Annotated in this window: 20 protein-coding genes; 16 read left to right on the forward strand and 4 right to left on the reverse strand. The window is 62.5% G+C overall.

Going from position 1 to position 22,680, the window contains the following annotated elements; translation table 11 throughout:
• The first annotated feature begins 355 nt into the window (after nucleotides 1-355).
• The 6 genes from NKJ09_RS02905 to NKJ09_RS02930 all read left to right on the forward strand — a co-directional run bounded on the left by NKJ09_RS02905 (nucleotide 356) and on the right by NKJ09_RS02930 (nucleotide 8,482).
• Entirely contained in the window at nucleotides 356-2,152 is a 1,797-nt protein-coding gene (locus tag NKJ09_RS02905; protein WP_352482491.1) for an acyl-CoA dehydrogenase, read from the forward strand.
• Nucleotides 2,153-2,266: 114 nt separating this feature from the next.
• Nucleotides 2,267-3,436, forward strand: a complete 1,170-nt coding sequence (locus tag NKJ09_RS02910; protein ID WP_023719511.1) for an acyl-CoA dehydrogenase family protein — start codon at nucleotides 2,267-2,269, stop codon at nucleotides 3,434-3,436.
• Nucleotides 3,437-3,467: 31 nt separating this feature from the next.
• Nucleotides 3,468-4,676 (forward strand): acetyl-CoA C-acetyltransferase, encoded by a 1,209-nt coding sequence (locus NKJ09_RS02915; protein ID WP_352482490.1) that lies wholly within the window; start codon nucleotides 3,468-3,470, stop codon nucleotides 4,674-4,676.
• A gap of 12 nt (nucleotides 4,677-4,688) precedes the next feature.
• Nucleotides 4,689-6,908, forward strand: a complete 2,220-nt coding sequence (locus NKJ09_RS02920; RefSeq protein WP_352482489.1) for a 3-hydroxyacyl-CoA dehydrogenase NAD-binding domain-containing protein — start codon at nucleotides 4,689-4,691, stop codon at nucleotides 6,906-6,908.
• Nucleotides 6,909-6,989: 81 nt separating this feature from the next.
• Entirely contained in the window at nucleotides 6,990-7,634 is a 645-nt protein-coding gene (locus NKJ09_RS02925; RefSeq protein WP_023719508.1) for a S24 family peptidase, read from the forward strand.
• Nucleotides 7,635-7,645: 11 nt separating this feature from the next.
• Nucleotides 7,646-8,482: a thermonuclease family protein gene (locus tag NKJ09_RS02930; protein ID WP_352493783.1), complete on the forward strand. Its 837-nt coding sequence runs from the start codon at nucleotides 7,646-7,648 to the stop codon at nucleotides 8,480-8,482.
• Here the strand turns inward: NKJ09_RS02930 and NKJ09_RS02935 are convergent.
• A complete protein-coding gene (locus NKJ09_RS02935) occupies nucleotides 8,445-10,100 on the reverse strand; it encodes a lysine--tRNA ligase (RefSeq protein ID WP_352482488.1) in 1,656 nt (551 codons plus the stop codon). The genes NKJ09_RS02930 and NKJ09_RS02935 overlap by 38 nt on opposite strands.
• A 247-nt stretch (nucleotides 10,101-10,347) precedes the next feature.
• Here NKJ09_RS02935 and NKJ09_RS02940 point away from each other — a divergent pair, with 247 nt between their 5' ends.
• Nucleotides 10,348-10,758 (forward strand): tellurite resistance TerB family protein, encoded by a 411-nt coding sequence (locus NKJ09_RS02940; RefSeq protein WP_023719505.1) that lies wholly within the window; start codon nucleotides 10,348-10,350, stop codon nucleotides 10,756-10,758.
• Nucleotides 10,759-10,772: 14 nt separating this feature from the next.
• Here NKJ09_RS02940 and NKJ09_RS02945 read toward each other — a convergent pair whose 3' ends face one another.
• Nucleotides 10,773-11,624 carry an ABC transporter substrate-binding protein gene (locus tag NKJ09_RS02945; protein WP_352482486.1) on the reverse strand — a complete coding sequence of 284 codons (852 nt, stop codon included), beginning with the start codon at nucleotides 11,622-11,624 and terminating at the stop codon, nucleotides 10,773-10,775.
• A gap of 271 nt (nucleotides 11,625-11,895) precedes the next feature.
• On the opposite strand from NKJ09_RS02945, the gene NKJ09_RS02950 reads away from it, so the two are divergent.
• The 3 genes from NKJ09_RS02950 to NKJ09_RS02960 all read left to right on the forward strand — a co-directional run bounded on the left by NKJ09_RS02950 (nucleotide 11,896) and on the right by NKJ09_RS02960 (nucleotide 14,127).
• A complete protein-coding gene (locus tag NKJ09_RS02950) occupies nucleotides 11,896-12,627 on the forward strand; it encodes a helix-turn-helix transcriptional regulator (protein ID WP_352482485.1) in 732 nt (243 codons plus the stop codon).
• Between the two features lie 97 nt (nucleotides 12,628-12,724).
• On the forward strand, nucleotides 12,725-13,363 hold the full coding sequence (locus NKJ09_RS02955) for an acyl-homoserine-lactone synthase (RefSeq protein WP_023719502.1): 639 nt from the start codon (nucleotides 12,725-12,727) through the stop codon (nucleotides 13,361-13,363).
• A 14-nt stretch (nucleotides 13,364-13,377) separates the two neighbouring features.
• Nucleotides 13,378-14,127: an enoyl-CoA hydratase-related protein gene (locus NKJ09_RS02960; protein WP_023719501.1), complete on the forward strand. Its 750-nt coding sequence runs from the start codon at nucleotides 13,378-13,380 to the stop codon at nucleotides 14,125-14,127.
• A gap of 24 nt (nucleotides 14,128-14,151) precedes the next feature.
• Here the strand turns inward: NKJ09_RS02960 and ppk2 are convergent, their stop codons facing one another.
• Entirely contained in the window at nucleotides 14,152-15,054 is a 903-nt protein-coding gene (ppk2, locus tag NKJ09_RS02965; protein WP_352482484.1) for a polyphosphate kinase 2, read from the reverse strand.
• A 109-nt stretch (nucleotides 15,055-15,163) separates the two neighbouring features.
• On the opposite strand from ppk2, the gene NKJ09_RS02970 reads away from it, so the two are divergent.
• The 3 genes from NKJ09_RS02970 to NKJ09_RS02980 all read left to right on the forward strand — a co-directional run bounded on the left by NKJ09_RS02970 (nucleotide 15,164) and on the right by NKJ09_RS02980 (nucleotide 18,468).
• A complete protein-coding gene (locus NKJ09_RS02970; RefSeq protein ID WP_352762286.1) occupies nucleotides 15,164-16,429 on the forward strand; it encodes an ATP-binding protein in 1,266 nt (421 codons plus the stop codon).
• Nucleotides 16,430-16,542: 113 nt separating this feature from the next.
• Complete coding sequence (gene phoU / locus NKJ09_RS02975) at nucleotides 16,543-17,268, forward strand: phosphate signaling complex protein PhoU (protein WP_352762288.1); 726 nt, start codon at nucleotides 16,543-16,545, stop codon at nucleotides 17,266-17,268.
• 192 nt (nucleotides 17,269-17,460) lie between these two features.
• The gene (locus NKJ09_RS02980; RefSeq protein WP_352482481.1) at nucleotides 17,461-18,468 is read left to right on the forward strand and encodes a magnesium and cobalt transport protein CorA; all 1,008 of its coding nucleotides are present in this window, start codon (nucleotides 17,461-17,463) and stop codon (nucleotides 18,466-18,468) included.
• A gap of 69 nt (nucleotides 18,469-18,537) precedes the next feature.
• Here NKJ09_RS02980 and NKJ09_RS02985 read toward each other — a convergent pair whose 3' ends face one another.
• On the reverse strand, nucleotides 18,538-19,062 hold the full coding sequence (locus NKJ09_RS02985) for a GcrA family cell cycle regulator (RefSeq protein WP_023719497.1): 525 nt from the start codon (nucleotides 19,060-19,062) through the stop codon (nucleotides 18,538-18,540).
• Between the two features lie 354 nt (nucleotides 19,063-19,416).
• Between NKJ09_RS02985 and NKJ09_RS02990 the strand changes: the two genes are divergently transcribed.
• The 3 genes from NKJ09_RS02990 (at nucleotide 19,417) to NKJ09_RS03000 (ending at nucleotide 22,670) form a co-directional block, all read left to right on the forward strand.
• Nucleotides 19,417-20,616 carry an aspartate aminotransferase family protein gene (locus NKJ09_RS02990; protein ID WP_023719496.1) on the forward strand — a complete coding sequence of 400 codons (1,200 nt, stop codon included), beginning with the start codon at nucleotides 19,417-19,419 and terminating at the stop codon, nucleotides 20,614-20,616.
• Between the two features lie 14 nt (nucleotides 20,617-20,630).
• Nucleotides 20,631-21,542 (forward strand): ornithine carbamoyltransferase, encoded by a 912-nt coding sequence (gene argF / locus NKJ09_RS02995; protein WP_031194171.1) that lies wholly within the window; start codon nucleotides 20,631-20,633, stop codon nucleotides 21,540-21,542.
• Nucleotides 21,543-21,659: 117 nt separating this feature from the next.
• Nucleotides 21,660-22,670 (forward strand): Hsp33 family molecular chaperone, encoded by a 1,011-nt coding sequence (locus NKJ09_RS03000; protein WP_023719494.1) that lies wholly within the window; start codon nucleotides 21,660-21,662, stop codon nucleotides 22,668-22,670.
• The last annotated feature ends 10 nt before the right edge of the window (nucleotides 22,671-22,680 follow it).

The following is a 22,680-nucleotide window of genomic DNA, read 5'->3' on the forward strand; positions in this document are numbered from 1 at the left end:
CCCCCTCTGCTGCGGGGGCCGGGGCCCCGCGCCCGCCGCCGCCCGCCCCCCGCGGGCCCCTCGCGCCCCCCCCCACCCCCCCCCCCCCGCGCCCCCCCCCCCCCGCGGCGCCACAAATCTAAACCCCCCCATTACCTCCCAACCCCCACCCGCGCCGGTTCCCGCCCCCGGTTCTTCGTCGTTACCGTCCTTCGCCGTTTGCCGTCTTGGCGCGCGGGAGAAAATTTGCCCCATCGCAGAATTGACGTTTACGCAAACGTCAATATTTGTTATCTCGACCGCAACGTTGGTCCGTCTGCCATCCTCATATGCTGAGGCTGATTTCGGGGCCAAGACCGCATGGTGGAGGAAACGCATGCCGATCTACAGAGCGCCGATCCGGGACACGCTGTTCGTGCTGAACGAGGTGCTGGGCTATCAGCGCTATTCCAATCTTCCCGGATTTTCCGACGCGACGCCGGATGTGCTCGAGGCCATCCTTGCCGAGGGCGCGAAGCTCGCCGAAAACGTCATGCAGCCGCTCAACCGTGTCGGCGACGTGGAAGGTTGTGTGCGCCATGTCGACGGGTCGGTGACGACGCCAAAAGGCTTCAAGGAAGCCTTCGACCAGTATCGCGAAGGTGGCTGGATGGGGCTCGCCGCACCTGTCGAGTTTGGCGGGCAAGGCTTGCCCTATGCAGTGCATACTGCGGTTGCCGAATATATGGTGTCGGCCAATATGTCGCTGATGATGTATGCCGGACTGACGCAAGGTGCGATCGCTGCGATCATCACCCATGGCACCAAAGAGCAGAAGGCGACATGGTTGCCGAAGCTGGTCGAGGGCGCCTGGACCGGCACCATGAACCTGACCGAGCCGCACTGCGGAACCGATCTCGGCTTGCTGCGCACCAAGGCCGTTCCAAATGGCGACGGCACCTATAGGATCTCCGGCCAGAAGATATTCATCTCGGCCGGCGAGCATGACATGTCGGGAAACATCGTCCACCTCGTGCTGGCCCGTATCGAGGGCGCGCCGGATGGCGTGAAGGGCATCTCGCTGTTCATCGTGCCGAAGCTCAAGCTCGATGCATCAGGCAATCCGGGCGAGAAGAACACCGTCTCCTGTGGCTCGATCGAGGAGAAGATGGGTATCCATGGCAATTCGACCTGCGTCATGAATTACGACGACGCTGAAGGCACACTGCTCGGCGAGGCCAATGGCGGGCTGAAAGCCATGTTCACCATGATGAATGAGGCGCGGCTTGGCGTCGGCCTGCAGGGGCTCTCGCTGTCGGAAGTTGCCTACCAGAATGCGGTTTCCTACGCCAAGGATCGCCTGCAGGGCCGCTCGCTGTCGGGGCCGAAAGAACCGGACAGGAAGGCCGATCCGATCATCGTCCATCCGGACATCCGCCGCAGCCTGATGACCATGAAAGCTTTCAACGAGGCCGGTCGGGCGCTGGCGCTGTGGACGGCGATCAAGTCCGACATCGCTCACCGCTCCGGTGACGACAAGGACCGCCAGGCCGCCGACGACTACACCGGGCTGATGACGCCGGTGGTCAAGGGCGTGCTCACCGACAAGGGTTTCGATCATGCGGTAATGGCGCAGCAGGTGTTCGGAGGCCACGGCTATATAGAAGAGCACGGCATGAGCCAGTTCGTCCGCGATGCCCGCATCGCCATGATCTATGAGGGTGCCAACGGCATCCAGGCACTCGACCTCGTCGGCCGCAAGCTGGCCTTGAATGGCGGTCGCGCGGTGCAGGCGTTCTTTAGGGAAGTCGGCGAGTTCTGCGAGGAGAACCGCACCGACGAGAAGATGGCGCCCTTCACCAAGGCGCTGAAGAAGAGCCTCAACGATCTGCAGGCGGCGACGATGTGGCTGATGCAGAACGGCATGGCCAAGCCCGACAATGCCGGTGCCGCCTCGACCGACTACATGCATCTCTTCGGCCTGGTGGCGCTGGGCTATATGTGGGCGCAGATGGCCAGGGTGGCCGCAGCGAAATTGGCGAATGGCGCCGACGGCGCTTCGTCTTTCTACGACAACAAGCTGGTGACGGCGCGCTTCTTCGTGGAGCGGATCATGCCGGAGACGGCGGCGCACCTTGCCCGCATCTCCAGCGGCGCCGACACATTGATGGCGCTGCCGGCCGAAGCGTTCTAGGCTCCCCTCTTCCTCGCGAGGAGGGTGGCCGCGAATCGGCCGGGAGAGGGCGCCACGGCAGCGCGCCAGCCTCAATTCTGGCGGCGTGCTTGGAAGGAGGATCAGAGAATAAACATGACCAGTCCCGCCGAAATCCTTGGCCTTCCAAAACCCGCCTGGGCGGCGGACGAGGTCGGCATGCTTTATGACATGGCGCACCGCTTCATGTCGGAAGAGATCGCGCCGCGTTACGACGAGTTCGAGAAGAACGAGATGGTCGACCGCGAAAGCTGGCTGAAGGCGGGTGCGGCCGGCCTGCTCTGCGCCTCGATGCCGGAGGAATATGGCGGCTCGGGCGGCAGCTTCGCGCATGAGAGCGCCATCATCGAGGCGATCGCCCATGTCGGCGTCGACGGGTTCGGCATTGGCCTGCACAATTCGATCGTCGCCCCCTACATCCTCCATTACGGCTCGGACGAGCAGAAGAAGAAATGGCTGCCGAGGCTGGCGACCGGCGAACTGATCGGCGCCATCGCCATGACCGAGCCGGGTGCGGGCTCCGACCTGCAGGGCGTCAAGACGCGCGCCGAAAAGGACGGCAACCAGTACAAGCTCAACGGCTCGAAGACCTTTATCACCAACGGCCAGCTCGCTAACTTCATCATCGTCGTCACCAAGACCGATCCGCAGAAAGGTGCCAAGGGCATCTCGCTGATCGTCGTCGAGACCGACGAGGTGGAGGGCTTCGAGCGCGGCCGCAACCTCGACAAGATCGGCCTCAAGGCCAACGACACGTCGGAACTGTTCTTCAACGACGTGCGTGTGCCGACCTCGAACCTGCTTGGCAACGAGGAAGGCCAGGGCTTCGTCCAGCTGATGCAGCAATTGCCGCAGGAGCGGCTGCAGATCGGCACCACTGCTATCGCCATGGTCGAGCGGGCGCTGGCTCTTACCATCGACTACGTCAAGGAGCGCAAGGCCTTCGGCAAGGCCATCATCGAATTCCAGAACACCCAGTTCAAGCTGGCCGAATTGAAGACCGAGGCGACCATTGGGCGCGTCTTCTATAATGACTGCGTTGCCCGCCACATTAACGGCGGCCTCGACCCGGTGACGGCCTCGATGGCCAAATACTGGCTGTCAGACCTGCAGGGAAAAGTCGTCGACGAATGCCTTCAATTGCATGGCGGCTATGGCTACATGAATGAATATCCGATTGCGCGCATGTTCCGCGACGCCCGCGTCCAGCGCATCTACGGCGGAACCAACGAGATCATGAAATTGCTGATCGGGCGCTCTCTCTGAGCGACTTTCAGCAAACCCAAGGAGCAGGAAAATGGCCGAAGCTTACGTCTATGATGCCGTGCGCACGCCGCGCGGCAGGGGCAAGAAGGATGGCTCGCTGCACGAAGTGCCGGCGGTGCGGCTCGGCGCCAAGGTGCTCGAGGCGATCCGCGACCGCAACGGGCTGGACACCGGCACCGTCGACGACATCATCTTCGGCTGTGTCGATCCGGTTGGCGAGGCGGGTGCAGTCATTCCACGTGCCGCTGCTTTCGAGGCCGGCTACGACACCAAGGCGCCTGGCATGCAGATATCGCGCTTCTGCGCCTCGGGCCTCGACGCCATCAATTTCGGCGCCGCCAAGATCGCGCAAGGCGCCGACGAGATCGTGATTGCCGGTGGCGTCGAATCGATGTCGCGGGTCGGCATGGGCGCCTCCAGCGGCGCCTGGTTCATGGATCCTTCGGTCGGCCTGCCCGGCTGGTTCGTGCCGCAAGGCATATCGGCCGACCTGATCGCCACCAAATACGGGTTTTCGCGCGACGACGTCGATGCCTACGCGGTCGAAAGCCAGAAGCGTGCCGCCAAGGCGTGGGGCGAGGGCCGCTTCAAGAATTCGGTGATCTCGGTCAAGGACCAGAACGGCCTGACCATTCTCGATCACGACGAGCACATGCGGCCTTCGACCGACATGCAGTCGCTGGCCGCGCTCAACCCGTCCTTCGTCATGCCCGGCGAAATGGGCGGCTTCGACGCTGTCGCGGTGCAGAAGCATCCCGAGGTGGAAGAGGTCAACCACGTCCACCATGCCGGAAATTCGTCCGGCATCGTCGATGGCGCGGCGGCCGTGCTGCTCGGCTCGAAAAAGGCGGGAAAGACGCTCGACCTCAAGCCGCGCGCGCGTATCCGCGCCTTTGCCAACATCGGCTCCGAACCGGTGCTGATGCTGACCGGTCCGGTCGACGTCACCGAAAAGCTGTTGAGGCGGGCGAAGATGAAGCTGTCGGACATCGACCTGTTCGAGCTTAACGAGGCCTTCGCTTCGGTGGTGCTGCGCTACATGCAGGCTTTCGACATTCCTCATGACCGGATCAACGTCAATGGCGGCGCCATCGCCATGGGCCATCCGCTGGGCGCCACCGGTGCGATGATCTTCGGTACGGTGCTGGACGAATTGGAACGCCGCGACCTGAACACCGCGCTGGTGACGCTTTGCATCGGCGCCGGCATGGGCACCGCAACGATCATCGAACGCGTCTGACGGAGAGAGATGATGAGCTATACCAATTTCACCCTCGACACCGACGCCGACGGCATTGCTTTGGTCACCTGGGACATGCCGGACCGTTCGATGAACGTCTTCACCCAAGAGGTGATGCTCGAGCTGAACGTCATCGTCGACAAGGTGGCGACCGATGCAGCGATCAAGGCGGCGGTCATTACCTCCGGCAAGGATACGTTCTCGGGCGGCGCCGACATCACCATGCTGCAGAAGATGCTGGCGACCTTCGCCGCCGACAAGGCAAAGGACCCAGAGAAGGCGACCAAGGCGCTGTTCGACAATGCGGGCTATATGAACGGCCTGTTCCGTAAGCTGGAAACCTCGGGTAAGCCGTGGGTTTCGGCGATCAACGGCACCTGCATGGGCGGCGCGTTCGAATTGTCGCTCGCCTGCCATGGCCGTGTCGCGGCCGATTCAGACAAAGTGAGGATGGCACTTCCCGAAGTGAAGATCGGCATTTTCCCCGGCGCCGGCGGAACCCAGCGCGTGCCGCGGCTGACCGACCAGCAGCAGGCGCTGCAAATGCTGACCTCCGGCCAGACGCTGTCGCCGCAGAAGGCCAAGTCGATGGGCCTGATCCATGAGATTGCCGAGCCGGACAAGCTGGTCGAAACCGCCAAGGCGATGATCAGGAACGGCTTGAAACCGGTGGCGCCCTGGGACGAAAAAGGCTTCAAGCTGCCCGGCGCTCCGATCTATTCGGTGGCCGGTGCCAATCTGTGGCCGCCGGCCATCGCCATCCTGCGCCGCGAGACCTATGGCAACTATCCCGCCGCTGCCGCCATCCTGAAATGCGTTTACGAGGGCTTGCTGGTGCCGTTCGACACCGCCTTGCGGATCGAGCAGCGCTACTTCACCGAGATCATGCAGACCAGAGAAGCGGCAGCGATGATCCGCTCGTTGTTCGTGTCGCTCCAGGAACTGAACAAGGGCGCGCGCCGCCCGGCCGGTGTGCCGGGAACGAGGTTTAAGAAGATCGGCGTGCTCGGCGCCGGCTTCATGGGCGCCGGCATTGCCTATGTGACGGCCAAGGCGGGCATTCCGGTGGTGCTGCTCGACCGTGACATGGAGTCTGCCGCCAAGGGCAAGGCGCATTCCGACAACCTTATCTCGGATCAGGTGAAGAAGGGCCGTGCCAAGCCACAGGACAAGGACCAGTTGCTGACGCTGATCACGCCGACGGCCGATTACGCCGATCTCGCCGGCTGCGATCTTGTCGTCGAGGCGGTATTCGAGGATTCGGCCGTAAAGAAGGGCGCCACCGAACAGGCCGAGGCTGTGCTCAAGCCTTCGGCGACCTTCGCCTCGAATACGTCCACCATACCGATTACATCGCTGGCCAGGAATTCGGCGCGGCCAAAGAATTTCATCGGCATCCACTTCTTCTCGCCGGTCGACAAGATGATGCTGGTCGAGATCATCCTCGGCAAGAAGACCGGCGACAAAGCGCTGGCCACCGCGATCGACTTTGTCCGCGCCATCAAGAAAACCCCGATTGTCGTCAACGATACGCGCGGTTTCTATGTCAATCGCTGCGTACTGCGCTACATGTCGGAAGCCTACAAGATGCTGATCGAAGGTGTTCCGGCGCCGATGATCGAGAATGCGGCGAAAGCCGCCGGCATGCCGGTCGGTCCTCTGGCGTTGACCGACGAGACCGCGATCGACCTTGCCCAGAAGATCATGAAGCAGACGATGCGCGATCTCGGCGACAAGGCGGTCGACCCGAAGCAGATGGCGCTGATCAGCACGATGGTCGACACACACGGTCGCTTGGGTCGCAAGAACAGCAAGGGCTTCTACGACTATCCGGCAAAACCTGCCAAGAAGAAGCTGTGGCCAGGCCTCAGGGACCTCTACCCGCAACTGGCGCCGGAGAGGGTCGATTATGAGGAGCTGAAGCAGCGGCTGCTGGTCACCATCGCGCTTGAGGCGGCACGGGTGATGGAGGAGGGCATCGTTACCGATCCACGCGAGGCCGATGTCGGCTCGATCCTGGCCTTCGGCTTCGCGCCCTACACAGGCGGTGCACTGTCCTACATCGACGGCATCGGCGCGAAGAAATTCGTCAAGATCGCCAAGCGCCTGCAGAAGAAATACGGCGCCGAGTTCAGGGCGCCGAAGCTGCTGCTCGACATGGCCGAGAAGGGCGAGACCTTCTATGAGCGTTTCGATCCGTATGACAGGAACGAGGCCAAGGAGGCAGCGTGACGCCGTCTTCGGCGGTGGACAAGATGGCGGCCAAGAGGTAGAACAGGGAAGGTATTTTTTCCTGTTTCGAAGGAGAGCAAGGTGCTCTCGCATGACCGCGTTTGGGCCGCCATCGACGCTCTCGCCGAGCGTTATTCGCTTTCGGCCTCCGGGCTGGCCAGGCGCGCTGGCCTCGACTCGACGGCCTTCAACAAATCGAAGCGGCTGTCCTCGGATGGGCGGCCGCGCTGGCCGTCGACCGAATCGCTGGCCAAGATCATCGAGGCGACCGGCGCCTCGCTGGATGAATTTGCGGGGCTGGTCGAAGGCCGGGGTAATTCCGGCGCACTGCCCGTGCAGAAATCGTCGGTGCCGCTGCTCGGCTTCGCCCAGGCGGGCGCCGGTGGCTTCTTCGACGACGCCGGGTTTCCGGCGGGGCAGGGATGGGACCTGATCGAGCTGCCGGCACGGGCAACCGAAACCTCCTATGCGTTGAAGGTCCAGGGCGATTCCATGCTGCCGCTTTACCGCAATGGCGATGTCCTGATCGTCGAGCCGGGGGCTATCATACGAAAGGGCGATCGCGTCGTCGTCAAGACCAATGCCGGCGAGGTGATGGCCAAGGTGCTCGACCGCCAGACACCGAAGTCGATCGCGCTGGTCTCCCTCAATCCCGATCATCCGGACCGCGACATCCCCATGCGTGATGTCGAATGGGTGGCGCGGATTGTCTGGGCAAGCCAGTAGGCGCGGGGCCGGTGCGTCTGCCTCACCTTGCCTTGGCCGTTCTGGCGATTCCGGCGATGGCCACGGCAATTGTCGCTGGCGGCCGCGCCGTCCAGAACCAAAGCGGCGGCCCTGGCGAGCAAATTCAGGTCAGCGCTGAACCCCAGCCCGCCGCGCCGGCTACGTCGGCCATCTCGAAACCAGAGGCGGCCAAGCAGGCTACGCATTCAAGGGCAATCGATCCGGAAATCGTGGTGCCGCCGCAGCTCGGTTCCGACGAGCTTGAACGGATTGAGCCGCGCGCACCGTTGAGCGATCTGGCATTGGCCGGACTGCCCAGGCCGCCAAAAACGAAAATGCCTGACGACTGGAAAGGCACGAAACTGTTCCAGCCGGTCGCGCCGGCCGCCGGGGTCATCGAGGCAAAGGGCTATTCGATTGCGGTTTCCGGCATCGACATCGTCAAGCAGGACGAGACTTGCACCGACGGCGGCAAGTCTTGGAGTTGCGGCATCCGGGCGCGAACTGCCTTCCGCGCTTTTCTGCGCGGTCGTGCGGTGGTCTGTGCCGTGCCGCCCGAAGGCGGCCGTGACCTGATCGCCGCCGAGTGCCGGATCGGCAATCAGGATATCGGCCAATGGTTGGTCGAAAACGGCTGGGCGCGCGCCGCCAAGGGCGGCGCTTACATAGAAGCCGGCGAGAAGGCGCGTGCAGCGAAAAAGGGCGTCTTCGGGCCGGCGCCGAGCGTCTCAGGCCTGCCGCCGCTCCCGGCTGCGTCGCGATCCGCGCCTGTGGCGCCGGGCTCGATCCTGGAGGAGCAGGACGGCGTCCTCAAGCCGCCAGCTGACCAGCAAGCGCCCGTCGAATGAGCTCACGCGTTTCGGCAATGCCGTAGAGTGCGGCGAAGGAACCGAAGCGCGGCCCGCGTTCCTGACCTATCAGCACCTGATAAATCATCTGGAAGAAGGCGACGGAGACGCCGGGTCCACCCTCAGGGCTCTGCTTGGAACGATCCTGGTAGCGCTCGATCTTGCGCGCGACATTGAGGGCGGCGTTCTGGATCGCCTCGCCGGCGGCGTCAGCGGGCAGCGCGGCGAGCGCTTCCGAAAGTTTTGTCAGCGCCTCGCGCTCGACCGCGTCGGCGGCACGGTACACCTTAGCCGGCTTCACGAAATCGTCGAAATAGCGGATCGCATATTCGGTCAGCCGGTCGAGTTCGGGGTGAGTTGCCGGCGTCACACCCGGTGCGTGGCGCGAAATGAAGCCCCACAGCACGTCCCTGTTCTGCGCATTCGAGGCGCTGACCAGGTTGAGCAGCAGCGCGAACGACACCGGCAGGTCGATGATAGGCGGATTGCCGTCATGCATGTGCCAGACCGGATTGCCCAGCCGTTCTTTCCAATCCTGCTTCTGATAAGCAGAGAGGAACGTGTAATATTCGTCTACCGCCTTCGGGATGACGTCGAAATAAAGCTTCTTCGCGGTTCGCGGGCGCTGGAACATATAAAGGCTAAGGCTCTCGGTCGGCGCATAAGTCAGCCACTCGTCGATGGTTAGCCCATTGCCCTTCGACTTCGAGATCTTCTGGCCGTGCTCGTCGAGGAACAGCTCATAATTGAAGCCCTCCGGCGCTGGAGCATCGAGCGCACGGCAAATCTGCCCGGCGAGCTTGACGGAATCGATCAGATCCTTGCCGGACATCTCGTAATCGACGCCGAGTGCTGCCCAGCGCATCGCCCAGTCTGGCTTCCATTGCAGCTTGGCATGACCGCCGGTCACCGGCGTCTCGAAGCGCTCGCCGGTGTCCGGGTCGCGCCACACGATGGTGCCGGCGTCGAGCTTGCGCTCATCGATCGCGACTTGCATGACGATGCCGGTCTTGGGATGGATCGGCAGGAAGGGCGAATAGCTCTGCGCCCGCTCTTCACGCAGCGACGGCAGCATAATTGCCATCACCTTATCGAAGCGCTCGAGCATCTTGAGCAGCGTCGCGTCGAAGCGGCCGGAAGTATAATAGTCGGTCGAGGAAGCGAATTCGTAATCGAAGCCGAAACGGTCGAGGAAGGCGCGCAACCGTGCGTTATTGGCGGCGCCGAAGGACGGATACTCATTGGAGAAAGGGTCCGGTATCCTGGTCAGCGGCTTGCCGAGATACGCGCGCAGCATGTCCTTGTTAGGCACATTGTCCGGCACCTTGCGCAATCCGTCCATGTCATCGGAGAAGCACAGCAGCCGCGTCTTGACCTTGTCTTCGGTCAGCACGCGGAAGGCGTGGCACACCATAGATGTGCGCGCCACCTCGCCGAAAGTGCCGATATGCGGCAGCCCCGACGGGCCGTAGCCGGTCTCGAACAGCACCGTTTCCGGGTAGCCGCTGCTCGCGTAGCGGGCGACGATCTTTTTCGCTTCCTCGAACGGCCACGCCTTGCTTTCGGCGGCCGCGGTGAGGACTTCCGGGCTGAGATCGATCGGCTGTTGTCCGGCCATGATGCTATTTCCTGCAGCTTTGCCGGCATCCGTGCCGGCAGCCGCATGCTCTAGACTATGATCCCGAAAAGTGGAACCCGGTTTCCGGGCAGGACCGTGATCAGGCAAGAAGATATGAGCCCCGTCCCATTTAATCGGTATGGATCAGGCTTCAGGGCCTGACCGGAGCGTCAACGATCGCGGCTCTTTTTCCTTGCGGCGCCGGTCCCTCGTTCCTAACTTCGGGACCCGTCTCAAGGAGTTGTAAATGCCATTGTCGCCACACGAAGCCATGATCTACCTGATGGTCATCACCTCGGCGTCAGACCGCGACATGACCGATGTCGAACTGGCGCGGATCGGCGACGTCGTTCGATCCTGGCCGGTGTTTGAGGATTTCAATCAGGAGCGGCTGGTCGAGGTCGCCCAGGCCTGCCAGAAAATGCTGCAAGAAAAGGACGGGCTGGAGGGCGTCCTGGCGCGCGTCGCCGAGGCGCTGCCCGACCGCCTGCGTGACACCGCCTATGCCGCTGCCTTCGAGGTCGCGGCCGTCGATCTCGAAATGCGACTGGAGGAGGTGCGCGTGCTGCAGCTCGTCCGCCGGGAACTCGACCTCGATGCGCTGACGGTCGCCGCCATCGCGCGAGCCGCCAAGGCCCGCCTTCGCACGCTGACCTGAGCCAGCAGCCAAGCTCAGAAAAAGCTGACCGGAAAATAGCGCAGATAGAACTCGGCGAACGTGCCTTTCACCGAAATTTCCTGCAGCGCATAGTCGAAAGCGGCGGCCAGGGCCGGATCGTCGGCCCTGGTGGCGATCGCCATGCCCGAGCCGAGATATTCGGGCGCCAGATAGGGGCCGCCGGCAAAGCGGCAGCAGCCCGCCGCATCCGAACCGCCGAGCCAGAACGCAAAACGCATGCCATCGCCGAAGGCGGCGTCGATCTTGCCGGCTTTCAGCTCGCCATAAAGCTCCTCCGGCTTTGCGAAGGGGACGATTTGGACGTCGCCGAAATAATCGCGCAGCATCCGCTCATGCCCGGAGCCGGCGATCACGCCGACACGCTTGCTGCGCAGCTTGTCGAACATTGGTTCCGTCAGCGCCTGTGTCTTCGGCACGACGAAGCGTGCCGGAAATTGCAGGTAGGAGCGTGAAAACGCGTATTTCGACCGCGATTCCGGCGTGGCGGCGATTCCGGCAATGATCGCTTCGCCTTCGCCTTTCCGCAGCGCGCCTTCGAGCTCGGCCCAGGGCAGCGCCTGGATCTGGCATTTTTCGGCAATGCCGAGCTCGGCGCAGATGGCGCGCGCCAGGTCCACATGGAAGCCGGACAGTCGGCCTGCCCCGTCGAGAAAGTTGAAGGGCGGGAAATCGGTGGTGGTCAGGAATCGCAGCCGCGGCAGCATCGAAAGGTCCGGCTTTGGCAGCCGCACCTTGGCGTCCCAAAACACCGGCACCTGCGGCTCCGCAGCGCGCGCAGCACCCGCAAGCGATTGCACTCCGATCAGCATCGAGATCAATGAAATGGATATGCACCGAAACGCCACGCGACGACTCCGTCCAGTCTTGCCCCGGCTTTCGTACGAAATAACACAGGTTCTTGTACGAAAATAACTCAGGCACAACGGTTTTTGGTTTCATCATGGCAATTTAGGGATATTGTTTAGTGAGTTTGCAAGTGACTGTATGATGCCGGCTCAAGAGGAGCGGTGGGGCGTACAGAGGGAGCAGCTTTGCAGTCCGGGGTTGATGGCGTAGTGCGGGTTGATCACTGCCATTGGTCTCAAGTGCGGAAGGCAACATGGGGTAGATGTTGCGATGGGTCATTTCGATCGTACCCTGGAGTTGATAGATCAGTTGCAGCACGCCGGCACAGCGGCCGCCGTCTGCGAAAAGCTGCTGGGGGTAACAAGCGGGTTCGGGCTGACGGCGCTGATGGCCGGGACGGTTCCGCAACCTGGAACGCCGAAAAATCAGCAAAAGAACCATGTGCTGCTTTGCGACTGGCCGGCTGAATGGCTTGAGCGCTACGTCGCACGCAACTACGTCGATCACGATCCCGTCGTCAGCCACATGAAGCAGCTTCAGGCGCCGTTCCAGTGGCGGGAAGCGTCTCAGGGCATCCGCATCGGCAAGAGCGGCGGCGAGGTGATGGGCGACGCCGGTGAATTCAAGCTGCGCGACGGGTTGGCCTTCCCGCTGATCACGCTCGATGGCCAGATCGTCATGGTGTCGCTGGGCGGCGAGGCTGTCGAATTGTCGGGCGCCGAGTTCGGGTTGGTCTCGTTGGTCTCGACTTATGCGATTGGCCGCGCCATGCAGCTCCACACCATGGCGGGCAAAACCATCGACCATGTCGAATTGACGCCGCGTGAGCGCGAATGCCTGCAATGGGCCGCCGTTGGCAAGTCCGAATGGGAGATTTCCCAAATTCTCGGCATTTCGGAACACACGTCAGAGAAACACCTTCTTAACGCCAAAAGCAAACTCGGTGCCGTCAACCGGGTCCAAGCCGTCGCGGAAGCGATAAGGCGCGGCTATATTAACTAGGTCGGCCGCGCCGGCCTAGAAATTCTTGCCTACGTGATCGCGTAATTTTCTCGGGGGAGCACGGCCGTATTTTCCTATTGAACCTAGGAGACGGCAAATGCTTTTTTCCCTCACCACCCAGGAATTGATGGAACGCCCAGGCCTTTGGGAGGCAGTTCATCGGTTGCGTTACAAGATTTTCGTCGAGGAGATGGGATGGACCGATCTGCAGCGCCCCGATGGCCTCGAGATCGATCAATTCGACCACGACGAGGCAGTGCACCAGATCGTCATCCGCAATGGCGAGCTCGCCGGTTACCAGCGTATGTTGCCGACGACCCGGGCACATCTTCTAACCGATGTGCTGGCGGACCTTTATGAGGGAACCCCACCGTCGGGGCCGAATGTCTATGAACTGACCCGCTATGCGGTTGCGCCGGGATTCCGCGACGGCCGGCGCGGCGTGTCGACGGTGGGCACCGAACTGATCGCCGGCTTCGTCGAGTGGGGTCTGAAGCGCAACGTCAACCAGGTGATCATCGAATTCGAGCCGATGTGGGTGCTTCGCGCGCTGCAACTGCATTTCCTGGCAACGCCGCTCGGCTATCAGCGGACCTATGGCAACCAGCAGGTCGTTGCCACACTGCTCACCTTCAACGAGCACACGCTCGACGTGGTGCGATCGCGCCGCAATCACTTTGCGCCGGTGCTGGCCAGAGGGTACCCGGACATGCTCGGACAGAGACGCGCCTCGTAAGATTGGAGAGGGCCATGAACGTTCACTCAAAAACAGAATTCCGCAATCACACGCTGATCGTCACCGTATCGTCGGGTGACGGCCGCCCGGTGCTGGACAGGCGGGCCTACGAAAGCCTGGCCAGGACATTCCATGAAGCCGCTGTCGATGACGACGTCCGCGTCGTGGTCCTGCGCGGCCTGGCCGGGTGCTTTTGCCTCGGTGCTGATTTCTCCGAATTTCTCGATGCCACCAAACATCGGCGATTGATCGCCGCCGTCACCGATATGTTCCGCACGCTGGCGACGTTCCCGAAACCGGTGCTTGCCTGTGTCGACGGCGACGCCGTCGGCGTCGGCTGCACCATCCTGTTCCACTGCGACATGGTGATCGCCTCGAGCAAGAGCACGTTCCGGGTGCCGTTCGTCGATTTCGGCCTGGTGCCGGACGCGGCGACCAGCATCCTGGCGCCGCAGAAGCTCGGCTATGCCGGTGCGTTCCGCTTCTTCTGCCTCGGCGACACGCTCGCCGCCGAAGATGCCAGGCAGCTCGGCCTTGTCGGCGAGATCGTGACGGACGTCAGTGTCGAGGAAGCCACGTTGGCCAGAGCCAGGCAGCTCGCCAAGAAGCCAGTCGCGGCACTGCTGCAGACGCGCGACCTGCTTAGGGGGGACACCGGCGCGCTCTGCGACCGCATCGATCAGGAGATCTCGCTTTTCCAGCAGGCGCTGCAGGACGACACCACGCTGAAGCGGCTGCAGCGGATTGCCCGGATGGCGGCATGAGAGCCGTGAATCGATGAGGTGAGCTTATTTTTCGAGGAAAGTCGGCCCTTCGCCGATGATCTTCTTGTCCTCCTTGCCGATGACGTCGAGGTCGCGGCCGTCATAGGGAAGTGACAGGAGAATGCGCTGCATGACCGCCAGCCGTGCGCGCCGTTTGTCGTTCGCCCGCACAATGATCCAGGGCGCGAACTCCTTGTGCGTGCGTTCGACCATCAGGTCGCGCGCCTTGGTGTAGTCGTCCCATTTGGTGATGCCGGCGATGTCGATCGGCGAAAACTTCCAGCTCTTCAGCGGGCTCCAGCGACGGTCATGGAATCGCTCAAGCTGCGTTTCCCTGCCGATGTTCAGCCAGAATTTGAAGAAATAGATGCCCTCGTTGCGGATCATCCGCTCGAAATGCGGAACCTCGTCCAGAAATTGCTCGTGCTGCGCGGGCGTGCAGAATCCCATCACCGGTTCAACGCCGGCGCGGTTGTACCAGGAGCGGTCAAAGGTGACGAATTCGCCCGACGTCGGGAAGTGGTCGACGTAGCGCTGGAAGTACCATTGTCCAAGCTCAGTGGGTGTTGGCTTGGTCAGCGCCACGTTGCGCGCCGTCCGAGGGTTCAGATACTGGCGCAAAACGAAGATCGTGCCGCCCTTGCCGGCGGCGTCGCGTCCCTCGAACAGCGACATCACCCGCTTGCCCGTCGACTGTAGCCACGCCTGCGCCTTGACCAGCTCGATCTGCAGCTGCTCGAGCCTCTCGTCATACCCCTCGCTCTTCATCTTCTTGTCGTAGGGATAGCCGCCGGCGGTCAGCTTGCGGTCCTCGACCCAGTCCGGAAGAGTGGGGGCCTCGATGTCGAACTCCCGCTCCTTGCCGTCGATCATGATCTTCAACGGCCCCGACGAACCTGTAGCGGGGCCTTCCTTGGCGTTTTTCATCGAGACGAACCTTTCCAGCTTCCGGACTCATGCTATTGGGAGCCTCCATGCCGGTCCAGCAGGAAGTTCTTGAGGTGGCCGCAGACGGAGCGCAGGCGACGGAGCGCAAATGGCCGACATCGGCACAGAGCGGAAAGGCAGGGCGCAAGCCGTCGCCATGCGGCTGTGGAACAGCCGCTGGCTGCTGGCGGCCGGCTTCGTTGCAGTTCTGATGGTCTATGGTTTTGCCGGCATATCCGGCTATGTGGTGCTGCTGGCAGGCGCCGTGCTGGTTGCCGCTGCGATGCTGCCGGCCGGCGTCGCGCATCAATCGACCGAAAATGCCGCGGCCATCGAGGCGAGCGGCCTGCAACGGCTTTCCGGCGAATATCTCGCGGCGGCGGTTGCCGATCCGCTGGTCATTTTCGATCGCTCCGCCGCCATCGTCCATGCCAACGCCGCCGCCTTTGCAGCCTTTGGTGGGATTGCCCCCGGCGTATCGCTGTCGCTGAAATTCCGCGCGCCGGAAATGCAGGCCTTGCTGGATAATATCTTGTCGGGCAACGTCGCTTCGGACAGCGTCGACTACATCGAGAAGCTGCCGGTCGAACGAGCTTATCGGGTGAGCGCGTCTTCTGTCGGCCACGCCACGGATCTCTACGTGCTGGTGTTCAAGGACCAGAGCGAGGCGCGCCGGATCGACAGAATGCGCGCCGACTTCATTGCCAATGCCAGCCACGAGTTGCGCACGCCTCTCGCCTCGATCGCTGGCTTCATCGAGACGCTGCGCGGGCCGGCCCGCAACGACCCCGCGGCACGCGAGCAGTTCCTGCAGATCATGCAGAACCAGACCAGCCGCATGGCGCGCCTCATCGACGACCTTCTGTCGCTGTCACGCCTGGAGATGAAGCCCTATCTCAAGCCGGGAACCGAGGTCGATCTGCGCCAGGCCATCGACAGCGTCATCGATTCGCTTGGGCCGCTGGTCAAGGAAAGCGGCGTCGTCATCGAGCGGGATTTCGCGCAAGGGCCGCTCGACGTGCCCGGCGATCGCGACGAGCTTTTCCAGGTTTTTGAAAACCTGCTAGAAAACGCCTGCAAATACGGTCAGTCCGGTGGACGCGTCGTGGTGTCGATCACGCGCGGCGACAGCGATCCCGAGCCGGGCATCGACGTCACCATCAGGGATTTCGGCCCCGGCATCCCCGAAGAACATATCCCGCGCATCACCGAGCGCTTCTACCGCGTCGATGTCGAGAACAGCCGGACCCAAAAGGGCACCGGCCTTGGCCTGTCCATCGTCAAGCATATCCTAACCCGCCACAACGCCAGACTCTCCATCAGGTCGGAGGTCGGCAAGGGCGCGGCGTTCACGGTCCATTTGCCGGCTCGCTGACGCCGTACTATCTACCACATGATGGGCCGTTTCTTTTTTCTGTCATCCGGCTAGCGTATCAGCGGGGATTCGAGCGAACGACTCAACCAGAAGATCCGGGAAGGCATTCGTCCATGCAGTCCGTGCACATCGTCAGCGCCTATGACGAGGAGCTGAAATATCTGTCGAAGCGCATCGCGGCGATGGGCGGGCATGCCGAGCGCATGGTCGAGCAGGCAGTAGCGGCGCTGGTCAATGCGAATCCGGGGCTCGCCCAGAAAGTCATTCGAGACGACCTGGTTCTGGATGAGGGGCAGCGTGAGATCGACGACAAGGCGATCATCATCATCGCCAAGCGCCAGCCGATGGCGACGGATCTGCGCGAGATCGTCGGCGCGATCCGCATCTCGGCGGACCTCGAACGGGTGGGCGACCTCGGCAAGAACATCGCCAAGCGGGTGGTTGCCGTCGCCGACGGGCGCCAGCCGAACAGCCTGTTCCGCGGCCTCGAGGCTTTGGCCAATCTGGCACTGACCCAGCTCAAGGAAGTGCTCGACGTCTACGCGTCGCGGTCGGTGGGGAAAATCGGTTTCGTGCGCGACCGCGACGACCAGATCGATGCCATGTACACCTCGCTGTTTCGCGAGTTGTTGACCTACATGATGGAAGACCCACGCAACATCACGCCCTGCACGCATCTCCTGTTTTGCGCCAAGAACATCGAGCGCATCGGCGACCACGCCACCAACATCGCCGAGACGATCTACTATATCGTCACCGGCGATCAGATGCCGGCCGATCGCCCGAAGGGCGACAAGACGGATAAGATAATTCTTCCCGCAACGCTGCCTGCGAAGTGAGTTCTCGAAACAAAACGTGGTGGCCGCTAGAGTTGCCACTTGGTGGAGTGGCTCTCAAATCCGAAAAGCAGCTCCCCTGCTGCTCGACACTAATGCGAATTTCGGATTCGCCACCTGAGAGCAAATTGCGCTAAGCTTTCGACGCGCCGACTTCTCAGTTCCGCGATGAAAGCCTGCCTTCAGGAGGCTGGGATGGAATATGTCCGCGAGTTTGCTCCCGCGCCGCCGATGTCGGGCATAATCGCTTGCGGCGTCTACACGGCTGGGCGGCGCATCGCCGACATACCGATCGAGGAAGCCGGCGAATGGGCCGGGAAGCCGGGCCATGTCGTCTGGATCGGACTGCTGGAGCCCGACCGCAATTTATTGCTGCGCGTCCAGGCGCAATTCCATCTGCACGAGTTGGCGATCGAGGACGCCGAGCATCCGCACCAACGGCCGAAGATCGAGCAATATGGTGATGCCCTGTTCATCGTTGCCCGCACGGCGCAGCTGATCGACAGCCGTGTCACCTTCGGCGAGACGCATCTGTTCGTCGGCGCTGGCTACATTGTCAGCGTCAGGCATGGCCCGTCGACCTCCTACGCCGCCGTTCGCCAGCACTGGGAAAGCTGTCCGCATTCCCTCGCCAAGGGCGAGGATTTCGTCCTCTACGCCATTCTCGATTTCATCGTCGACAACTACATGCCGGTGCTCGAGCAGATCGAAAACGAGGTCGAGGCGATCGAGGACAAGGTTCTGCTGAAGCCGATGACCGGCTCCGACATCGAGCGGCTTTACATGCTGCGCCGCGATCTCTTGCGCCTGCGTAATGCGGCCCTGCCGCTGGTGGAGGTCTGCCGGCGGCTGACCAGCGCCGATCTGCCGCAAATCCATACAGCCATGCACCCGCTGTTTTGCGACGTCACCGACCACATCCGCACGGTCCAGGAAAAGATCGACAGCCTGCGTGAGGTTCTCGCCTTCGCCTTCGAGGCGAGCCTTCTGGTCGGCCAGAGTCAGGAGACGGCGATCTCCAAGAAGCTTGCCTCATGGGCCGCCATCTTGGCCGTGCCGACAGCATTCGCCGGCATCTACGGCATGAATTTCAGCGACATGCCGGAACTGAGGATGGAATATGGCTACCCGGCCGTACTGGCGGCAATCGCCCTGATCTGCACGTTTCTTTACTGGCGGTTTCGCAAGAATGGGTGGCTTTGAAGAGAGGTGAATAGTGAATAGGGCTAAATGGGAGCCTTGCTTCTTACGCCAGGCTCAAGCCGCCACCATTCACCTGCTCCGCCGCCGCTCCGACGCCGGCTGGAACGCCACCCGGGCGTGGTACTTGCAGTAGGGTCCGGTTTCGGCGGCGTCGTTGCCGCAGAAATGGAAGTCTTCCGAAAGCGGATCGCCATTCGGCCACTTGCAGGTGCGCTCGTTCAGCTCGACGAGTTGCAGATGCCGGGAGATCGGCACGACGACGTTTTCGACCGGGCGGATATAGTGGCGCGACACCGGTTCGGCATCGAACTGCGCCTTGAGCGCGGTCGCACCGATCGACATCGACGTGGTGGCATGGCGCGTGGCGCTTGCTGCCCGCGACACCGATTTCTGGATCGTCGATCCCTGTACCGTCTTCTTCTGGCGTGCCGGTGATGCGGTTGTGCGTCCGCGGCCGGACAGTTTCAGCCGGTGCACTTTGCCGATGACCGCATTGCGGCTGACCCCACCAAGCTGTGCGGCGATCTGGCTGGCGCTGAGACCCTCCGACCACAATTTTCTGAGAAGTTCGACTCGCTCGTCAGTCCAGTTCATGAGACCGCGCTCCTGCTGAAAAGTGCGGCAATCGGAATCCATTCCCGACCCGGCTTCTGCCGGGCAGACACCACATATATCGGGTGATTAGGTCCGCCGCACGAAATCTAGTTATTTCTCTACTACAATTACCTTATGCGCTGACTCGGTGACAAGAGTCCCAAGGCCAACACGAATCGGTTTTTTCGGTTTTCCCCAACTTGCCCGGTCGCTTATGAGCCGGCATTGTGCTGGGGGGCTTGCCGCACGTCCTTGCGCGACCTTTTCGTTGACTTCACGGCCGAAAAACACGATAAGCCACAAGGGCCGCCGCTTTGGCGGCTTTTTGATTTTCCGGTTCCGGAGACGCATATAATGAGCGGTTCGGCGCTTTTCGAGACCTTTGTTCGCGCACCCCTGGCTTTCGACCACGGTGAAGGCACCTGGCTGGTCACCGACAAGGGCGAGCGATATCTCGATTTCGCAGGCGGCATCGCCGTGAATTCATTGGGCTACAGCCATCCGCATCTGGTCGCGGCCCTCACTGAACAGGCCGCCAAGCTCTGGCACGTCTCCAATCTGTACGAGATTCCGGGACAGAGCCGGCTCGGCGAGCGGCTGGCCGACGCCAGCTTCGCCGACAAGGTGTTCTTCACCAATTCCGGCGCAGAGGCGCTTGAATGCGCCATCAAGACGGCGCGGCGCTATCACTTCGTCAAGGGCCATCCCGAGCGCTTCCGCACCATCAGCTTCGAAGGCGCCTTCCATGGCCGCACCCTGGCGACCATCGCCGCCGGCGGCCAGTACAAATATCTGGAAGGTTTCGGCCCCAAGGTCGACGGCTTCGACCAAGTCGGCTTCGACGACATCGACGCCGCCGAAAAGGCGATCACGCCTGAAACCGCGGCGATCCTGATCGAGCCGGTGCAAGGTGAGGGCGGCATCAGGCAAGTGCCGTCGCAATCGCTGAAGCGGCTCAGGCAGCTCTGCGATCAGCACGGACTGCTCTTGATTTTCGACGAGGTCCAATGCGGCGTCGGCCGCACCGGAAAGCTGTTCGCGCATGAGTGGGCGGGTGTCACACCCGACCTCATGGCGGTGGCCAAGGGCATCGGCGGCGGCTTCCCGATGGGCGCCTGCCTCGCCACCGACGAGGCAGCGGCCGGCATGACCGCCGGCGTGCACGGCACCACCTTCGGCGGCAATCCGCTGGCCATGGCGGTCGGCAACGCCGTGCTCGACGTGGTGCTGGAAGACGGCTTTCTCGATGACGTCCGGCGCAAGGCGCTGCTCTTGAAACAGGGGCTGGCCGGTGTCGCCGACGAATTTCCGGACGTTATCGAAAGCATCAGGGGCACCGGCCTGATGCTCGGCCTTAAATGCGCGATGCCCAACACCAAGGTTACGGTGGCACTGCGCGACCAGCATCTCTTGACGGTTCCGGCCGGCGACAACGTTATCCGTCTGTTGCCGCCTCTCACCGTCACCGATGCCGAGATCCACGAGGGGCTCGAGCGCATTCGTGCCGGCGCCAAGAGCCTGGCGGATGCCATCGTCGCTGCCGCCGCGAAGTAATCCTGGAATTCCTGATGTCCCTTCGCCACTTCACCGATCTTTCCGCCGTTTCCGAAGGCGATCTGCGCTTCATGCTCGACGACGCAGCTGTGCGAAAGGCGAGGCTCAAGGCCGGCGAACGCACCAAGCCGCTCGAAGGCAAGGTGCTGGCGATGATCTTCGACAAGCCCTCGACGCGCACGCGCGTGTCGTTCGACGTCGGCATGCGGCAGTTGGGTGGCGAGACGATCATGCTGACTGGCACCGAGATGCAACTTGGCCGTTCCGAGACTATTGCAGACACGGCCAAGGTGCTGTCGCGCTATGTCGATGCCATCATGATCCGCACCACCTCGCATGACCGGCTGCTGGAACTGACGGAAAACGCTACGGTGCCCGTCATCAACGGGCTGACCGACGAAACCCATCCCTGCCAGTTGATGGCCGACATCATGACCTTCGAAGAGCACCGCGGTCCGGTGGCCGGCAAGACGATCGCCTGGACCGGCGACGGCAATAATGTCCTGCATTCTTTACTGGAGGCCTCTGCGCGGTTCCGCTTCAAGCTGAACGTCGCCGTGCCCGAAGGCAGCGAACCGGCTCAGAGGCATGTCGACTGGTCGAAGGCCAATGGCGGCAAGCTGAAATTCACTCGTTCGCCCGAGGAGGCCGTTCACGAGGCCGACTGCATCGTCACCGACTGCTGGGTCTCGATGGGTCAGGAGCACCGTGCGCGCGGCCACAATGTCTTCTTGCCCTATCAGGTCAACGCGGCCCTGATGGCGAAAGCCAAGCCGGACGCGCTGTTCATGCACTGTCTGCCGGCGCATCGCGGTGAGGAGGTTACCGACGAGGTCATCGATGGGCCGCATTCGGTGGTGTTCGACGAGGCCGAGAACCGGCTCCACGCCCAGAAGGCGGTTTTGGCCTGGTGCCTGGGCGCTTGATCCGGGCCGCCTTGATCCGGGAGTTCGTGGTGCCTATCTCAGGCGCATCACGCAAATCGAGCGCGTCTCGTCGCATGCGCCCCGGAGGGCGGCATCGCCGCGCCCCGGAGCTTTGTCATGTTGGAAACTCGTCAATTGGCTGAACATCAACCCAAGCTCGGCGAGTTCGGCTACGCCGGCGACGACCATGTCGTGCCGTTTGAGGTCGGCCCGCTCGACGTGCGCGGCCGTACCGTCCAGCTCGGGCCGATGCTCGACGCTATTCTCAGCCGCCACGAGTATCCCGAGCCGGTGGCACGACTACTGGCCGAAGCCTGTGTGCTGACCGTCCTGCTCGGAACTTCGTTGAAGTTCGAGGGCAAGTTCATTCTGCAGACCCGCACCGACGGGCCGGTCGATATGCTGGTCGCGGATTTCTCCACGCCGCACGCGCTGCGCGCCTATGCCCGCTTCGATGCCGACCGGCTGGAGGCTTTGACGGCTGCCGGCGAGACGTCGCCGCAGACGCTGCTCGGCAGCGGCGTCCTGGCGCTGACAATCGACCAGGGCGCCCACACGCAACGCTACCAGGGCATCGTCCAGCTCGACGGCGTCACGCTGGAAGAAGCCGCACGCACCTATTTCCGCCAATCGGAGCAGATTCCGACCGACCTACGGCTTTCGGTGGCCAAGCTTCTGACGCCCGGCGTCGGCGGTGCCCGCGAGCAATGGCGCGCCGGTGGCCTGCTGGCACAATTCCTGCCGCAGTCGCCGGAACGCATGCGCGTACCCGACCTTCCCGGGGGCGACGGCGATCCGCGTGAGGAAATCCACGACCCGACCGACAATTCCTGGCAGGAACTGCTGGCGCTGCTTGGTACTATTGAACCGACCGAGCTGATCGATCCGACTATCGGCGCCGAGCGGCTGCTTTACCGGCTGTTCCACGAGCATGGTGTCCGCGTCTTCGGCGGCGTGCCGGTCGCCGACCAGTGCTCATGCTCGAGGGAGAAGATCCGCGGCATCCTCGAGGGTTTTTCCGCCGAGGAGATCAGAGACAGCACCGAGGATGGTAGCATTCACGTCGCCTGCGAATTCTGCTCGAAGCAATATGACTTCGACCCGGCGGAATTTGCAGCGGCTCAATAACGAGCGTCAG

Origin of the sequence: Mesorhizobium sp. M0189, from assembly GCF_040322135.1 — a bacterium.
In the GTDB taxonomy this organism is placed as follows: domain Bacteria; phylum Pseudomonadota; class Alphaproteobacteria; order Rhizobiales; family Rhizobiaceae; genus Mesorhizobium.

Excerpts from the sequence above, each read along its gene's own strand:
- NKJ09_RS02905 (WP_352482491.1), top strand. The coding sequence starts at position 356 with ATGCCGATCTACAGAGCGCCGATCCGGGACACGCTGTTCGTGCTGAAC.
- NKJ09_RS02910 (WP_023719511.1), top strand. The coding sequence starts at position 2,267 with ATGACCAGTCCCGCCGAAATCCTTGGCCTTCCAAAACCCGCCTGGGCG.
- NKJ09_RS02915 (WP_352482490.1), top strand. The coding sequence starts at position 3,468 with ATGGCCGAAGCTTACGTCTATGATGCCGTGCGCACGCCGCGCGGCAGG.
- NKJ09_RS02920 (WP_352482489.1), top strand. The coding sequence starts at position 4,689 with ATGAGCTATACCAATTTCACCCTCGACACCGACGCCGACGGCATTGCT.
- NKJ09_RS02935 (WP_352482488.1), bottom strand. The coding sequence starts at position 10,100 with ATGGCCGGACAACAGCCGATCGATCTCAGCCCGGAAGTCCTCACCGCG.
- NKJ09_RS02940 (WP_023719505.1), top strand. The coding sequence starts at position 10,348 with ATGCCATTGTCGCCACACGAAGCCATGATCTACCTGATGGTCATCACC.
- NKJ09_RS02950 (WP_352482485.1), top strand. The coding sequence starts at position 11,896 with ATGGGTCATTTCGATCGTACCCTGGAGTTGATAGATCAGTTGCAGCAC.
- NKJ09_RS02955 (WP_023719502.1), top strand. The coding sequence starts at position 12,725 with ATGCTTTTTTCCCTCACCACCCAGGAATTGATGGAACGCCCAGGCCTT.
- NKJ09_RS02960 (WP_023719501.1), top strand. The coding sequence starts at position 13,378 with ATGAACGTTCACTCAAAAACAGAATTCCGCAATCACACGCTGATCGTC.
- ppk2 (WP_352482484.1), bottom strand. The coding sequence starts at position 15,054 with ATGAAAAACGCCAAGGAAGGCCCCGCTACAGGTTCGTCGGGGCCGTTG.
- NKJ09_RS02970 (WP_352762286.1), top strand. The coding sequence starts at position 15,164 with ATGGCCGACATCGGCACAGAGCGGAAAGGCAGGGCGCAAGCCGTCGCC.
- phoU (WP_352762288.1), top strand. The coding sequence starts at position 16,543 with ATGCAGTCCGTGCACATCGTCAGCGCCTATGACGAGGAGCTGAAATAT.
- NKJ09_RS02980 (WP_352482481.1), top strand. The coding sequence starts at position 17,461 with ATGGAATATGTCCGCGAGTTTGCTCCCGCGCCGCCGATGTCGGGCATA.
- NKJ09_RS02985 (WP_023719497.1), bottom strand. The coding sequence starts at position 19,062 with ATGAACTGGACTGACGAGCGAGTCGAACTTCTCAGAAAATTGTGGTCG.
- NKJ09_RS02990 (WP_023719496.1), top strand. The coding sequence starts at position 19,417 with ATGAGCGGTTCGGCGCTTTTCGAGACCTTTGTTCGCGCACCCCTGGCT.
- argF (WP_031194171.1), top strand. The coding sequence starts at position 20,631 with ATGTCCCTTCGCCACTTCACCGATCTTTCCGCCGTTTCCGAAGGCGAT.
- NKJ09_RS03000 (WP_023719494.1), top strand. The coding sequence starts at position 21,660 with ATGTTGGAAACTCGTCAATTGGCTGAACATCAACCCAAGCTCGGCGAG.